General features: G+C 71.2%; 16 protein-coding genes. 11 read left to right on the forward strand and 5 right to left on the reverse strand.

What is annotated here, in order from left to right; genetic code table 11:
• Positions 1–105: 105 nt before the first annotated feature.
• From ACYVLP_RS24935 to ACYVLP_RS24965, 7 genes are all read left to right on the forward strand, one after another.
• Complete coding sequence (locus ACYVLP_RS24935; RefSeq protein ID WP_460629980.1) at positions 106–915, forward strand: SDR family NAD(P)-dependent oxidoreductase; 810 nt, start codon at positions 106–108, stop codon at positions 913–915.
• Complete coding sequence (gene fabG, locus ACYVLP_RS24940) at positions 912–1,673, forward strand: 3-oxoacyl-ACP reductase FabG (RefSeq protein ID WP_460629981.1); 762 nt, start codon at positions 912–914, stop codon at positions 1,671–1,673. The genes ACYVLP_RS24935 and fabG overlap by 4 nt, the downstream gene beginning before the upstream one ends.
• Position 1,674: 1 nt before the next feature.
• Positions 1,675–2,739 carry a phosphotransferase family protein gene (locus ACYVLP_RS24945; RefSeq protein WP_460629982.1) on the forward strand — a complete coding sequence of 355 codons (1,065 nt, stop codon included), beginning with the start codon at positions 1,675–1,677 and terminating at the stop codon, positions 2,737–2,739.
• Positions 2,739–3,959, forward strand: a complete 1,221-nt coding sequence (locus ACYVLP_RS24950; RefSeq protein WP_460629983.1) for an acyl-CoA dehydrogenase family protein — start codon at positions 2,739–2,741, stop codon at positions 3,957–3,959. Before ACYVLP_RS24945 ends, ACYVLP_RS24950 begins: the two co-directional genes overlap by 1 nt.
• Positions 3,960–4,062: 103 nt before the next feature.
• Positions 4,063–4,446: a PNPOx family protein gene (locus ACYVLP_RS24955; protein ID WP_460629984.1), complete on the forward strand. Its 384-nt coding sequence runs from the start codon at positions 4,063–4,065 to the stop codon at positions 4,444–4,446.
• A 206-nt stretch (positions 4,447–4,652) separates the two neighbouring features.
• A complete protein-coding gene (locus ACYVLP_RS24960; RefSeq protein ID WP_460629985.1) occupies positions 4,653–4,874 on the forward strand; it encodes a S1 RNA-binding domain-containing protein in 222 nt (73 codons plus the stop codon).
• A gap of 99 nt (positions 4,875–4,973) precedes the next feature.
• Positions 4,974–5,930, forward strand: a complete 957-nt coding sequence (locus ACYVLP_RS24965; RefSeq protein WP_460629986.1) for a YihY/virulence factor BrkB family protein — start codon at positions 4,974–4,976, stop codon at positions 5,928–5,930.
• A 173-nt stretch (positions 5,931–6,103) separates the two neighbouring features.
• On the opposite strand, the gene ACYVLP_RS24970 is transcribed toward ACYVLP_RS24965, so the two are convergent.
• On the reverse strand, positions 6,104–7,597 hold the full coding sequence (locus ACYVLP_RS24970; RefSeq protein WP_460629987.1) for an alkaline phosphatase D family protein: 1,494 nt from the start codon (positions 7,595–7,597) through the stop codon (positions 6,104–6,106).
• A gap of 169 nt (positions 7,598–7,766) precedes the next feature.
• A complete protein-coding gene (locus ACYVLP_RS24975) occupies positions 7,767–8,393 on the reverse strand; it encodes a TetR/AcrR family transcriptional regulator (protein ID WP_460629988.1) in 627 nt (208 codons plus the stop codon).
• 111 nt (positions 8,394–8,504) lie between these two features.
• Between ACYVLP_RS24975 and ACYVLP_RS24980 the strand changes: the two genes are divergently transcribed.
• Positions 8,505–8,972, forward strand: coding sequence for a DUF2871 domain-containing protein (locus tag ACYVLP_RS24980; RefSeq protein WP_460629989.1), 468 nt, complete (start codon positions 8,505–8,507; stop codon positions 8,970–8,972).
• 165 nt (positions 8,973–9,137) lie between these two features.
• On the opposite strand, the gene ACYVLP_RS24985 is transcribed toward ACYVLP_RS24980, so the two are convergent.
• Positions 9,138–9,836 carry a hypothetical protein gene (locus ACYVLP_RS24985; protein ID WP_460629990.1) on the reverse strand — a complete coding sequence of 233 codons (699 nt, stop codon included), beginning with the start codon at positions 9,834–9,836 and terminating at the stop codon, positions 9,138–9,140.
• Between the two features lie 167 nt (positions 9,837–10,003).
• On the opposite strand from ACYVLP_RS24985, the gene ACYVLP_RS24990 reads away from it, so the two are divergent.
• Entirely contained in the window at positions 10,004–11,089 is a 1,086-nt protein-coding gene (locus ACYVLP_RS24990) for an MBL fold metallo-hydrolase (protein ID WP_460629991.1), read from the forward strand.
• On the opposite strand, the gene ACYVLP_RS24995 is transcribed toward ACYVLP_RS24990, so the two are convergent.
• Both ACYVLP_RS24995 and ACYVLP_RS25000 read right to left on the reverse strand, forming a co-directional pair.
• Positions 11,086–11,817, reverse strand: coding sequence for an alpha/beta fold hydrolase (locus ACYVLP_RS24995; protein ID WP_460629992.1), 732 nt, complete (start codon positions 11,815–11,817; stop codon positions 11,086–11,088). The genes ACYVLP_RS24990 and ACYVLP_RS24995 overlap by 4 nt on opposite strands.
• Positions 11,814–12,398, reverse strand: coding sequence for a TetR/AcrR family transcriptional regulator (locus ACYVLP_RS25000; RefSeq protein WP_460629993.1), 585 nt, complete (start codon positions 12,396–12,398; stop codon positions 11,814–11,816). Before ACYVLP_RS25000 ends, ACYVLP_RS24995 begins: the two co-directional genes overlap by 4 nt.
• Positions 12,399–12,484: 86 nt before the next feature.
• On the opposite strand from ACYVLP_RS25000, the gene ACYVLP_RS25005 reads away from it, so the two are divergent.
• Positions 12,485–12,685, forward strand: a complete 201-nt coding sequence (locus ACYVLP_RS25005) for a ferredoxin (RefSeq protein ID WP_460629994.1) — start codon at positions 12,485–12,487, stop codon at positions 12,683–12,685.
• Positions 12,678–13,889 (forward strand): NAD(P)/FAD-dependent oxidoreductase, encoded by a 1,212-nt coding sequence (locus tag ACYVLP_RS25010; RefSeq protein ID WP_460629995.1) that lies wholly within the window; start codon positions 12,678–12,680, stop codon positions 13,887–13,889. Before ACYVLP_RS25005 ends, ACYVLP_RS25010 begins: the two co-directional genes overlap by 8 nt.
• Positions 13,890–13,914 lie beyond the last annotated feature (25 nt).

Raw genomic sequence — 13,914 nt, forward strand, 5'->3', positions numbered from 1 at the left:
CCAATGTCCATCCGAGGGCCGCGGCACTTGACGTGGGGTGCCCCGAGTCGCCAAGGTAAGCAAGCGCTTAGTGAGGTCGGACCGTAACGCACGCGAGGAGTGCCCATGACAGTTCCGCCGCCTGGTCGCACCGCGGTCGTCACCGGTGCGGCCCGAGGCATCGGCCGGGCCATCGCGACGCGGCTGGTCGACGAGGGCCGGCACGTCGTCGTCAGCGACGTCGACGCCGACACGCTCGCCGTCACGGCACGGGAGATCGACGCCGACGCGATCCCGGGGGACATGGCCACGACAAGCGGCGTGGACGCGCTGGTCGACGCGGCGCTCACGCACCTCGGGTCGATCGACCTGTTCGTCGCCAACGCGGGCATCGTGTCGGGGGTGGGCCTCGACGCGACCGACGACGAGTGGGCACGGATGCTCGATGTCAACCTCATGGCGCAGGTGCGAGCGGCGCGCCGGCTCGTGCCCCTCTGGCTCGAGTCCGGGGGCGGACGGCTCGTCCTGACCGCTTCGGCGGCCGGGCTGCTCACCATGCTCGGCGACCTGCCGTACTCGGTCACCAAGCACGGCTCGGTCGCGCTCGCGGAGTGGCTCGCGGCCACCTACCGCCACCGCGGCATCATCGTCCAGGCCGTCTGCCCCCTCGGTGTCGACACTCGGATCCTGCACGAGGCTGGGCCGCTCAAGGACATCCTCACGCGGGACGGCACCCTGACTCCTGAGGACGTCGCTGACGCCGTCTGGGCGGGCCTCCAGGGGGATGCGACGCTCGTCCTCCCGCACCCGGGTGTGCGGCAGTACTACGCCGGCCGCGCCGCCGACCCCGACGCGTGGGTCGCCGGCATGAACAAGATCCAGCAGCGCCTCGAGACCGTCGCGGGCGCCCCACCGAGCAAGGAGACCACCTCATGACCGACACTTCTGCCCGCACGGCCATCGTCACCGGCGCCGCGCGCGGCATCGGCGCGGCCGTCGCCAAGCGCCTTGCCTCCGACGGGTATGCCGTCGCCGTCCTCGACCTTGACGAGTCCGCCTGCGCCGCAGTCGTTTCCGACATCGAGGCAGCTGGAGGCCAGGCGCTGGCGGTCGGGGTCGACGTGTCCGACGAGGCCGGCGTGCAGGCGGCCGTCGAGCGGGTCGCAGCCGAGCTCGGAGCGCCGACGGTGCTGGTCAACAACGCCGGGATCATCCGCGACAACATGCTGTTCAAGATGACGGCCGGCGACTGGGACGCCGTGATGGGCGTGCACCTGCGCGGCTCCTTCCTCATGGCGCGGGCGTGCCAGAAGTACATGGTCGACGCGAAGTGGGGTCGCATCGTCAACCTCAGCTCGACGTCGGCGCTCGGCAACCGCGGCCAGGCCAACTACTCGGCCGCCAAGGCCGGTCTGCAGGGCTTCACGAAGACGCTCGCCATCGAGCTCGGCCGGTTCGGCGTCACCGCCAACGCGATCGCCCCCGGCTTCATCGCCACCGACATGACGCGGGCGACCGCCGAGCGGATGGGCATCACCTTCGAGCAGTTCCTCGAAGGTGCCGCCAAGGAGATCCCCGTCGGCCGCGTCGGTCAGCCTGGCGACATCGCGGCGACGGCGTCGTTCCTGGCCAGCGACGAGGCCGGGTTCGTCTCCGGCCAGGTCATCTACGTCGCCGGCGGCCCGAGGGACTGAGATGACCGAGGCGCCCCCGTCTCCCGTGGCCGACCCGCGGGGCCTCCCGCTCCCGGCGCTCGCGGACTTCCTCGCCCGCGAGGCGCCGGGGCTGTTCGACGGTCCGCTCACCGGCCGTCTCATCGCCGGCGGGAAGTCCAACCTGACGTACGTCGTCGGTGACGGATGGCATACGGTCGTCGTGCGCCGACCCCCGCTCGGGCACGTGCTCGCGACGGCCCACGACATGGTGCGGGAGCACCGCGTCATCTCGGCCCTGCGGGACACGCCCGTGCCCGTGCCGGCGACGTATGCCGTGTGCGCGACCGAGGACGTCATCGGCGCCCCGTTCTATGTCATGGAGCACGTGCGCGGCACGCCGTACCGGAGCGCAGCCGAGCTCCAGCCTCTCGGTCCGGAGCGCACCCGGGCCGTGGCCGAGCGGATGGTGGACACCCTCCTGGCCCTGCACGCAGTCGATCCCGCCTCCGTCGGTCTGAGCGACTTCGGCCGACCGGACGGCTTCCTCGAGCGCCAGGTCCGGCGCTGGAAACAGCAGCTCGACGCGTCCCGGAGCCGGGAGCTGCCCGGCATCGACGAGCTACACGACCGGCTCGCCTCCTCGGTGCCACAGAGCGGGGCTCCCGCGATCGTCCACGGCGACTTCCGGCTCGACAACCTCCTCGTCGACGACGACCGCGTCACGGCCGTCCTCGACTGGGAGATGGCCACGATCGGCGACCCGCTCACCGACGTGGCGCTGCTCGACGCCTACCAGTCGCTGCCGCTGGTCGTCGGACCCAACGCCGTCTCGGATGCGTCGCAGGCCCCGGGCTATCCGTCGCCCGCAGAGCTGCTCGCACGGTACGCGGCGGGCAGCGGCCGTGACCTGTCGGGACTCTCGTTCCACCTCGGGCTCGCGTACTTCAAGCTCGCCGTGATCCTCGAGGGCATCCACTACCGCTACACCAAAGGACAGACCGTCGGCGAGGGCTTCGCATCGATCGGGGAGGCGACCGGCCCGCTCGTCGCGGCCGGCCTCGCCGCACTCGACGGCACGAACCCGCCTGGGGTGAAGGAGGACTGATGGACTTCGCGTTCGACGCACGCACCGAGGAGCTGCGCCAGGAGCTGCTCGCCTTCATGGACGAGCGGGTCGAGCCGTCGCTGCCCGTGTTCGACGAGCAGGTCTCGGCACTCGACGACCGTTGGGCGTGGAGCACGGTCCCGGTTTTGCAGGAGCTCCGGCAGGAGGCCCGGGACCTCGGCCTCTGGAACGTGTTCCTGCCCGGCGAGCACGGCGCCGGGCTGACCAACCTGCAGTACGCCCCGCTGGCCGAGATCACCGGCCGCTGCATCCGGCTCGCTCCGGCCGTGCTCAACTGCGCGGCGCCCGACACCGGCAACATGGAGGTGCTCGCGGCGTTCGGCACCGACGAGCAGCGGGTGACCTGGCTCGAGCCGTTGCTGCGCGGGCAGATTCGGTCCGCGTTCGCCATGACCGAGCCGGCCGTGGCGAGCAGCGACGCGACGAACATCGAGACCTCGATCCGCCGCGACGGCGACGAGTACGTCATCAACGGCCGCAAGTGGTGGATCACCGGCGCGATGAACCCCGAGTGCGAGGTGTTCATCGTCATGGGCAAGACCGACCCGGGCGCCGACCGCCATCGGCAGCAGTCGATGGTCCTCGTGCCGCGAGATGCGCCCGGCCTCGAGATCGTCCGCGGGATGGAGGTCTTCGGCTACGACGACCACGACCATGGTGGCCACGCCGAGCTCGCGTTCCACGACGTCCGCGTCCCCGTGGACAACCTCATCGGGGAGGAGGGCAGCGGCTTCGCCATCGCCCAGGCGCGCCTCGGGCCCGGCCGGATCCACCACTGCATGCGCTCGATCGGCCTGGCAGAGGTCGCCATCGAGGCGATGTGCCGCCGGGCCTCCGAGCGGGTCGCCTTCGGCCGGCCGCTCGCCGACCAGGGCGTCGTGCGCGACTGGATCGCCGAGGCGCGCGTGCGCGTCGAGCAGCTGCGACTGCTCGTGCTCAAGACGGCCTGGCTCATGGACACCGTCGGCAACAAGGGTGCCCACACCGAGATCCAAGCGATCAAGATCGCCACCCCCAGCACGGTCGAGTGGATCATCGACAAGGCGATCCAGACCCACGGAGCGGGCGGGCTCAGCCAGGACCACGAGCTCGCGGCGGCCTTCGCCGGCATCCGCACGCTCCGCTTCGCGGACGGCCCCGACGAGGTGCACAAGAACGCCCTCGCCAAGGCCGAGCTGAGGAGGTATGCCGCCCGCTGACCACCCGATCCGCGCGGCCACCGCTGCGCCGCGGCGCACGTGTGGGGCCGAGGCCCCGGCCGGTCGCCTTTCGACACCAGGGCTCGCGGGGCATGCTGGGGTCATGGCTGCTCCCGCGTCTGCCCAGTCCTTCAACCGGTTCGCGATCCACCTGGCCGGGCACCGCGTGTTCCCGCTGTGGGCGGTGCTGCGACACCGGGGACGCAAGAGCGGCAAGGAGTACGCGATCCCGGTGGCGGTGATGCCGAGCGCGGGCCGCTTCACCATCGCGCTTCCGTGGGGTCGCGAGACCGACTGGGTGCGCAACACCGTGGCGGCCCGCGGGTGCACGATCCACTGGAAGGGCATGGACTACGAGTGCACGAACCCGACCTTCGTCGGCAAGGAGGAGACGCTCAAGGTCGCGAAGGGGATCGCCCGCCTCGGCATCCAGCGGCGCGAGTTCCCGCACGGCTTCCTGCGTCTCGACCGGACGGTCACCCACTGACCCGGGCGAGCGGCATCCGGGCGTCGGCGTTCTGGTCCCGGCGGGGACTTGCTCTCGGGCGCCCGCTCGGCCTACGGTCACCCGGTGACTGCCGGGTCGGCCGTGTGCCGTGACACGAAGGGCGTCCCGGCTGTGCCGTGACCTCCGCGCGGGCACCTCCCCGCTCACCGATGTGAGCGGAGCCTGCACAGGAAGGAGGTGAACGCATGACCCGCTTCGACGAGCGTGACTTCGAACAGCTCGGCCCGGGCGACGTGGTGACCGGTGAGGTCGTCGGCGTCGTGCCCTTCGGCTCGTTCGTCCGGATCGCGATGGACGCGGACGGGCTGTTGCACGGCGACGCCGGCCAGACCGTCGGCGATGCCGTGACGGTACGGATCCTCGAGATCGACCGCGACAAGCGCCGCGCCAGCCTGACGCTGGCCTGACGTCCGGCCGGTGGCCGGCGCAGCACACACTGCGCCGGCCACGCGGCTGAGTTTGCGGGGGCCACCCACCCGGCGCAGACTTCCGTGCAATCCTCAGTCATGGGCACTGCCGTCGAGGGGCCGGACGGGCCCGACGGCACGCGGGCCGAGACGCAGGACGAGACGTCGGTGGGGCGGATCGAGCAGTTCCGTGTGCGCGCCGAGGCAGCACGCCGGCGCTACGAGGAGCTGGCGCAGCGCCAGCCGCTCTACGGACTGCCCCTCGCCGCCCTCGCCACGTATGCCGCCCGGCAGGGGATGCTGCTCGCGAGCGCGATCGCGTTCCGGCTGTTCTTCTGGGTGCTGCCGGTCGTGCTGCTGGGCGTCGCCCTGCTGTCCGCCCTGGGGCGCAGCGACAACGAGGTCCGCGACGGCGCCGTCGAGGCCACCGGCATCTCCGGTGCGGCGCGTGCCGAGGTGCTCGCCGCCCTCTCCGAGGGTGGTCGCTCGTGGTGGATCCTTGCGGTCATCGGCCTCTTCGGCGTGCTCTGGACGACGATGCTGTTGCGGCGGACGCTCGTGCTCGTCAACGCCCACCTCTGGGAGACGACGACCGGCAAGTCCGGCACCCGGCAGCTCGTCGTATCCGTCTTCTTCTTCGTCGCGCTCGTGTCGCTCGTCGCGTTCAGCGCCCGGCTCGTCGGTGAGATCGACGGGCTCTTCCCGGGCAGCGTCGTGCTGTCCGCTCTCGTGCAGGCCCTGGTGGCCGGGGCCTGCTGGTTCGCCGTCACGCGCCAGCTGCCCGACCGCCGGTCCCACTGGACGGATCTCGTGCCGGGGGCGCTGGTCTTCGGCGTCGGGCTTTCGCTGATGCACGCAGTGAGCAGGCTCTACCTGCCCGCCCGGTTCGAGCATTCGTCTGCCCTCTACGGCTCGCTCGGTATCGCCGCGGCGATGCTGGTCTGGCTGCTGCTGTTCGGCCAGCTCGTCGTGTGGAGCGCGATCGTGAACTCCGTGTGGCACGACTACCGGGCGGCCCGCCGCCCCGGACGCCGCGAGGCGCGCCCCGTCGACTGAGCGCCCCGCCCACGTCGAGTGGGCGCCCCGCCCCACGTCGAGTGAGCGCTCGGTCCCAGGAGTCACGTGGCCCGAGTGGCCCGAGTGGCCCGAGTGACAGGAGAGACCGGGCGCTCACTCGACGGGTGGGGTGGATGGTCGAGTGAGCGCTCGGTCCCAGCGGGGGGGTTGCCTCAGACGAGGTCGAACCCGGGGCGGCCGGCCTCGATGTAGAAGGTCTGCGCGTCCCACCACGGCGCGTCCGGACGCGTCACGAACTGCACGTCGCGCTGGACGGCGGTGGCGCCCGTCGGGGTGAACTCGGTCTTGATCAGGCCGCGGTACCCGTCCACGTAGCGGATCCACGGACGCTTGAGCCAGTTGTCCTTGGTCGCCTGGTCACCCGGGCCGTCCCCGGTCGAGGTGATCGAGGTGACGATGAACTCCGAGCCGACCAGGGCGCTGGCCGGGTCCGGGATCGCGAGCCTGGACTCCTGCACGAGCGTCCAGTGCAGGTCGCCGGAGAAGATCACCGGGTAGGTCTGCCGGTCGTGGTACGCCGTGTAGATGCGGTTGCGCGTCGGGCTGTTCTGGTTGACCCCGCCGAGCTGCTGCCCCTGTCCGAGCAGGTTCCAGGTGAAGGCGCCGGGCGTGATACCGCCGACCAGCCACGCCTCCTGCTCGTCGCCGAGCTTGGAGACGAGCGGGTCGTTGTCGCCGATGCGGTACTGCCGGCTGTCGAGCATGTCGAGCTGGATCAGGCTGCCGATCTGGAAGCGGCGGAAGATCGGCTCGTCCGGGCCGATCGGAGGTGCGCACCGGGTCGGCACGTTCTCCCACCACGCCTGGTAGCCGGCAGCGCGGCGAGCGAGCTGCTTGGGCCCGTGGTCGATGCCGCCGGCGTAGTCGTTGCTGACCTCGTGGTCGTCGCGCACGATCGCCCACGGCGCCGCCGCGTGGGCGGCCTGCAGGTCGGGGTCGGTCTTGTAGAGGCTGTAGCGCAGGCGGTACTGGTCGACCGTGTTCGCGGCGGCGCGCACGTCGGCCGACAGGTCGACGCCCCGAGGCGCCTGGGCGGTGATCGCGCCCTCGTAGATGTAGTCGCCCAGGTGCAGGTAGAGGTCGACGTCGTCGTCGAGCACCGAGCGGTATGCCGTGAAGTAGCCCGTCGCCCAGTTCTGGCAGGCCGCGTGGACGACGGTGAACCTGTCCTTGGGCGCGCCGGGCGCCGGCAGCGTGCGGGTGCGGCCGACCGGGCTCACCTGCGGGCCGGCCCAGAACCGGTAGAAGTACCACCGGTCCGGATCGAGACCACGGACATCGACGTGGAGGCTGTGGTTGTACTCCGGGTATGCGAACACCTCGCCGTCACGCACGACATCGGTGAAGGCCTCGTCGGTCGCGACTTCCCAGTGCACGGGGATCTTGCGTGCCGGCATACCCGAGCCGACGAGGAGCGGCTGGGGAGCGAGACGGGTCCACAGGATGACCGAGTCGGCGAGGGGGTCGCCCGAGGCGACGCCGAGCGTGAACGGATAGTCCAGAGTGCCGATGCCAGTGGCGCCCTCGGCCGCGGCCGGCGATGCGGCCGCCATGGTTGCGACGGCTGCCGCCGCGCCGGAGAGGATCAGGAACCTACGACGGCTGACGCCGGAGGGGGCGGTGCGGTCGTCTTCGTAGTTGGACAAGATGACATCCTCGATCGAGATGGGGGAAGGCACGGGAGTGCCTCAGCCGAGGCTGCCGACCCCGCGCGATCACCTCTGAGGCGGAGCCTTATCGACCGACGAACGGCAGACGAACACGCGCTGGGGCGGCGCGCTCACTCGACAGAGCTCGATGCGCCGGGTTGCGGAGTCATGCCGTGAAGGCGGCGACGAGACCGGCGACGGCCCGGGTGCTCATGTCCGTGACAAGGCCCGCCGGCTGGCCGGCGTCGAGCTGCCGGAAGCCCGTCTCCACGATGGCCATCGTCATCGCGCCGGCGACCGCACTGCGCCCCTGGTCACCGCCGAGCAGCTCGAGCCAGGTCGCCTGGACCACGTCATTCAGCGCGGCATGCGCCGTTTCGACCGCCTCGGCGCCCGGGGCGTCCGTGCCCGCGGCGGGCGCAGGCGGCGCGACCACAGGGGCGGCGCGCATCGCCTCCATGAGCCACCCGTGCCCCGTGGCGGCCGCCTGTTCGAGATTCGCTGTGACCCAGGCGGTCAGACGCGAGCGAGGGTCCTCGGCACCGGCCACGGCCTCGTCGACGGCCGCGAGCCAGCTCGGGAGGTAGCGCGCGACGACGAGGAACCGCAGGTCCTCGACGGAGTCGACGTAGCGGTAGATGCTGTTGCGCGCGATGCCCGCGGCCGAGCTGACCGCTCCGGCCGTGAGCGCAGCGCCGTCGCCCGCTCGGAGGATGTCCTCGGCAGCATCGACCAGGCGGGTCTGGACCTGGGCCCGGTGCTCGGCGACCGTCGCCGCGGCGATCCTCGGCATCGCTCCTCCTCTTGGCGACATAGCGTCCCGAAGTTGACGACACTGTGTCGCCAACCATACGCTCGGAGTATGGCGACATGGTGTCGCGAAACTAGTGAGAGGTCTATGTCGATGAAGCGCCCTGAAACCGTCCTCGTCCGCGCCGCGGCGGCCTGGACCGCCGTTGGTCTCGCCGGCGGGCTTGGCTACCGCGAGCTGACCAAGTCCGAGGGCTTCACCGGCTGGACCCAGCTCTCGGTCGTGCACACGCACGCCCTGGTCCTCGGCACCGTCGTGCTGCTCCTGGTCCTGGCCCTGCAGCGCAGCTTCCGGCTGTCGGAGGACCGTCGATACGGGTGGTTCATGTGGACCTGGAACGTCGGCCTGGCGCTGACGGTCGCCGGGCTCACGGTCAAGGGGATCCTGCAGGTGACCGGCTCGGCCGCGGCCACGAGCCCGGCGCTCGCCGGGATCTCCGGCCTGGGCCACATCCTGCTCACGGTCGCGTTCGTGCTCTTCTTCCTCGTCCTCTCCGCCCGCGTCCGCGCGGACGAGGCGCACACCGTCGGGGCCGAGACCGTCGAAGCCGCGCGGTCGTAGAACACGTGCCGTCGCCGAGGGGTATGCCGCCTGGCTGAGCCGGACGGCATACCTCCTCGGCGGGCGTGCCCGCGGTTCGAGGTATTCGGGTCGAGGTGATCGGTCGCCCAATGCACCGACCTCATACCTCCACCCGAATACCTCGAACCGGGGACGAGGGACCGGCTAGGTCGCGGAGGGGGCGGTCTCGTGCGCCTGATGGGTGCCGCCGTCGCTCGACGGGTCGGCCAGATCGCGGCTCCGGGCGACGGCGACCCCGAGCAGGGCGAGACCCGCGCCGAGCACGAGCCCGTGGAGCATCCTCACCGGCGCAGGCCCGAAGAACTGAGGCAGGTAGGTGACCGCGCCGACAGCGACGACCAGGCCGCCCACTCGCGATAGCCCCCCGCCGCTTCGTGCGCCCCGAGCGACGAGCACTCCGGTCACGGCCAGCAGCACCAGGCCGATCCCGAAGAGCGTCATCGGCAGGGCGGCATACCGGAACGAGTCGACGACCGCGAGCACAGCCAGGTCACGGTGCTGGGCGGCATACTGTCCGACCGCGTGCAGGCCGAAGGCCTCAGCGCCGTAGTAGGGGAGCAGCAGGGCCACGGACGCCCAGGCGAACGTCTCCGCACGCCTTGCGGCGCTGCCAGACCACGCGGCGGGTCGGATGCTGTCGAGCGCGCGGAGCCCGAAGGCCACCGCGACGAAGCCGAACATCCCCAGCACGTGCGCGAGAGGCCAAGCGCCAGAGGCCAGCTGGGCCGAGCCGTCGGGAGCGCCACCCCCTGCGTAGGGGCGCAGGATCGGGTATGCCGCGAGGGCCGCTCCCGCGGCGATGAACCAGGCGCCTGCGGTGAACCGGTGCGATGAGGGTCGCATGGAATCTCTCCTAAAATGTGAGCACTGCTCTCTCAATGCCTGAAGCATGACGCATCCGACGAGAAAAACCAAGAGCAGTGCTCACATTTTTCACCCGGCGCCAGAAGGGCCGTCTCGCCAAAGGGCGATTGATGATAACTAATCGCCGAAGAGGCTACGATCAAGCGATGGAGACCGCTTCACCCGCGACGGCCGCTCGCGTCTCGCCGGACTCCGGGCTCGGCTGGACGGTCGAGGGCGCGTGGCCGGTTGCGGACGGCGTCCACCGGATCCCTCTGCCCCTGCCCAGCGACGCGCTCCAGGCCGTCAACGTCTACGTCATCGAGGGGGCCGACGGGCTCACGCTCGTCGACGGCGGGTGGGCACTGCCGGCTGCTCGGGACGTCCTCGAGCGCAGTCTGGGAGCGCTCGGCGCAGGCACCGGTGACATCCGCCGGTTCCTCGTCACGCATGTGCACCGCGACCACTATTCGATGGCGGCGGTCCTCGGGTCCGAGCTGGGCATCGAGGTGGCGCTGGGAGTCGCCGAGCGCCCCACGCTCGACGTCCTCCAGGAGGGCGCAGAGTCCACTCGCGCCTGGTCGCGTCGAGCGCTGCTGTCGGCAGGAGCCCTCGAGCTCGTGCGGCAGTGGGACCAGCGCGAGCTGGAGCCGATCGACCCGACGCGGTGGAGGTACCCGGATCGGTGGCTCGAGGGCGACTCGCGGATCGACCTCGGCGAGCGCATCCTCGATGCGGTGCACACACCCGGCCACACCCCGGGGCACTTCGTGTTCGCAGACCGCGCTGAGCTGCTGCTCTTCGCGGGCGACCATGTCCTGTCGACGATCACGCCCTCGATCGGATACGTCACCCCGCCGGCCAGGGACCCGCTCGGTGACTTCCTGGCCTCGCTGGCGAAGGTACGGTCGCTGCCCGACCTGCGGCTCCTGCCGGCGCACGGACCGGTTGCCGAGTCCTCCCACGTGCGGGTCGATGAGCTCCTCGCGCACCACGAGGCGCGGCTGCAGCTGGCGGCGGAGGCGGTGAAGGGAGGCCTTCGCACCGCGTTCGAGGTCGCCGGTGCCCTGCCGTGGACGAGGCGGAACAGGTCGTTCGCCGAGCTCGACCTCTTCAACCGGACCCTTGCCACCAGGGAGACCTACGCGCACCTCGAGGTCCTCGAGGCTCGTGGTGTCGTGACCGGCACCGAGGATCAACGGGGGGTCGTGACGTTCGCGGTCCCACCGCCTCGGCCCGGCCCGGCCGCCTAGTCTGCGCGGTGCCTCACCGCGTCGCCCGTGGGGCTCGCATCGATGGCGCGGAGGATGTCTGCGAGCCCTCGGGGGTCGGCGACCATGGCCATGTGACCCGTGTCGAGGGTGACGCGCCGTCCGCCCCACCGGGCGTTGCAGGCGTCCTGGAGTGCGGGAGGGACGCGCCGGTCGAGGGTCAGGTGGACATACCAACGCGGCACCGGAGCCCGCAGGCCACTGAGGTCGGCCGGCTCCTCGAGGAGTCGAAGGGAGTCGTCCGTCCGGCTGTTCACGACGAACTCGACCTGCTCGGCGTCGAGGTCGTTGCAGAGCATCTCCAGACCTGCTCCCGCCCCGGGGCTGTAGATCCCCGACGCGAGCGTCGGCTCCACCGCCGCACGTGTGGCAGGGTCCATCGTCGTCATGACCGGGTCACCGTGGCCCGGCACGATCGCCGAGACGAGGACGGCGACGCGCACGCGCTCGGGAGCGAGGGCCAGCACCCGGGGGATGGTCACGCCGGCGAGCGAGTGGCCGACGAGGACGGCATCGTCGATGCCGCCGTCAACCAGGTCGGCCACCACGGCCTCGGCGCAGTCCTGTGCAGTCACCGTCCGCAGGTCGATGTGGGCGCGCACCCCCCGACCCGGCAGGTCGACAGCCAGCGCGGGACCCTGCAGGAAGGGGACGAGCCGGTCCCACGTCGCAGAGCCGAAACCACCGCCGTGGACGAGGACGTAGGTCACCGACCTGACCTCCGGACGGCCGCGGAGCGGGTGCTGCCCTGGCCCACGAACGCGTCCACGACCTTCGCGAGGATGGGTCCGGCCTCGACGTCGACGTGCCGGGCGAGCTTCTGCAGGAACAGCCCCTCGAACGTCGCCGACAGCGCGTGCGCGGCGACCTCGGGCTCGGCTGCGCCGAGCCGCTTGACCGCGGGGATGATCATCTCCTCCATCCCGGTGCGGCCGCGGGCCATGGCGTCGCGGACGACCGGGTCGTGGCTGGCCTCCATGAGCAGGACGAGACGCGCGGTCGTCATGACGCGCCCCGGTCCGGTCATCTGCTCGAACAGGTCGGCGAGCGCGTGCGCGAACTCGTCCTGGGTGTCGAAGGAGTATGCCGCTGTCACCGACGGGCGCTCGACGGCATACATCCAGTCGACGACGCCCTCGAGAACGGCCGCGCGGGTGCGGAAGTAGTTCGACGTCGACCCCTTGGGGACTCCCGCCTTGGCGTCGATCCGCGTGTGGGTGAGGGCGCGCAGGCCCTCGGTCCCGAGGAGGGTGATCGCTGCGTCGAGGACGCGTTCACGAACGGAGCTCACGGCCGAAACTATAGACGTAGTGGCGATGAGAGTGCGAGCGGAGTAATCTCTGCGGATACTTCGCAGGAACTACTCGAGGAGCAACTGTGGACATCGCCGTCGACCGGGAGCGCTGCGTGGGTTCGGGCCAGTGCGTCATGCGGATGCCGGACGTCTTCACCTCTGATGACGCCGAGGGGCTCGTCGAGCTCATCGACCCCGCCGGCGCCGGACACGACGCCGCAGACGTCGACGACGTCGCCTTCTCGTGCCCGGCGCAGGCGATCCTGGTCACCGCCGGTGCCTGAGCAGCTTCGCCGCGTTGTCGTGGTAGGCGCCGGAGTCGCCGGCCTCACCGCCGCCGACACCCTTCGTCGGCGCGGATGGGGCGGGACGATCTCGGTCGTCGGAGCTGAGGAGCACCGGCCCTACGACCGTCCACCCCTGTCCAAGCAGGTGCTCTCCGGGGGATGGGGGCTCGACCGCATCCTCCTGCGTTCCTCGCCTGCCCTGACCGCGGACGACGCCCACTGGTACCTCGGCGAGTCGGCCGTGCGGCTCGACCTCGACAACCGCGTCGTGCACACGAGCCGCGACCGCACGCTGCCCTTCGACGGACTCGTCGTCGCGTCAGGCAGTCGACCCCGTCGCCTCCCCTTCGGCGATGACTTCGCGAACACCCATCTCCTGCGCACGTGGGAGGACGCGGTAGCCCTCCGCGAGGCATTCGCCGCCGCCACGTCGGTCGTCGTCATCGGGGCCGGCTTCCTCGGGTGCGAGGTCGCGGCCGCGGCCTGCGCCGCAGGCCTCTCGACGACCCTCGTCGACCCGTTGTCGACACCGATGGAGCGGCACCTCGGTCCGGTCGTCGGGAGCGAGCTCGCCCGGGTCCATCACGACCGAGGGGTCCGACTCCTCCTCGGCAGGGGCGTCGTGGCAGTGGGGGGCGAGGCGCGCGCCGAGTGTGTCGTCCTTGCCGACGGCACCAGCGTCGAGGCCGACCTCGTCGTCGCCGCGATCGGCGGCGAGCCTGACGTCGACTGGCTCGCAGGCAGCGGGATGGCCCTCGACGACGGGCTCGTGTGCGACGAGCGCCTCACCGCAGCCCCAGGGGTCGTGGCCGCAGGCGATGTCGCGAGCTGGTTCAACCCGACCTTCGGGCATCGGATGCGGGTCGAGCACCGGTCGAGCGCCCAGGAGCAGGGTGTCGCCGCGGCCGCCACCCTCCTGGGGGGCACCGAGGCCTATGCCGCCCTTCCGTACTTCTGGTCCGAGCAGCACGACGTGCGGATCAACGCCTACGGCCACTTCGCCCTCGCGACCGACCTCGAGGTCGTCGCCGGCTCGGTCGCCGACCGTCGCTTCGCCGCCGTCCTCCATGCCGGTGACGACGGAGTCGTCGCCGGACTGACGTGGAACCTGCCGAGCGGAGGGCTCGGCGTCAGGCAGCGCATCCTCGACGCCTGCGAGGTGCGACGAGGGGTCGCCACACCCGCAGAGGCCGTCTCGTGACCGGCCGGCCGAGGTTTCTGCGAAT

This window comes from Intrasporangium mesophilum, from assembly GCF_054783095.1.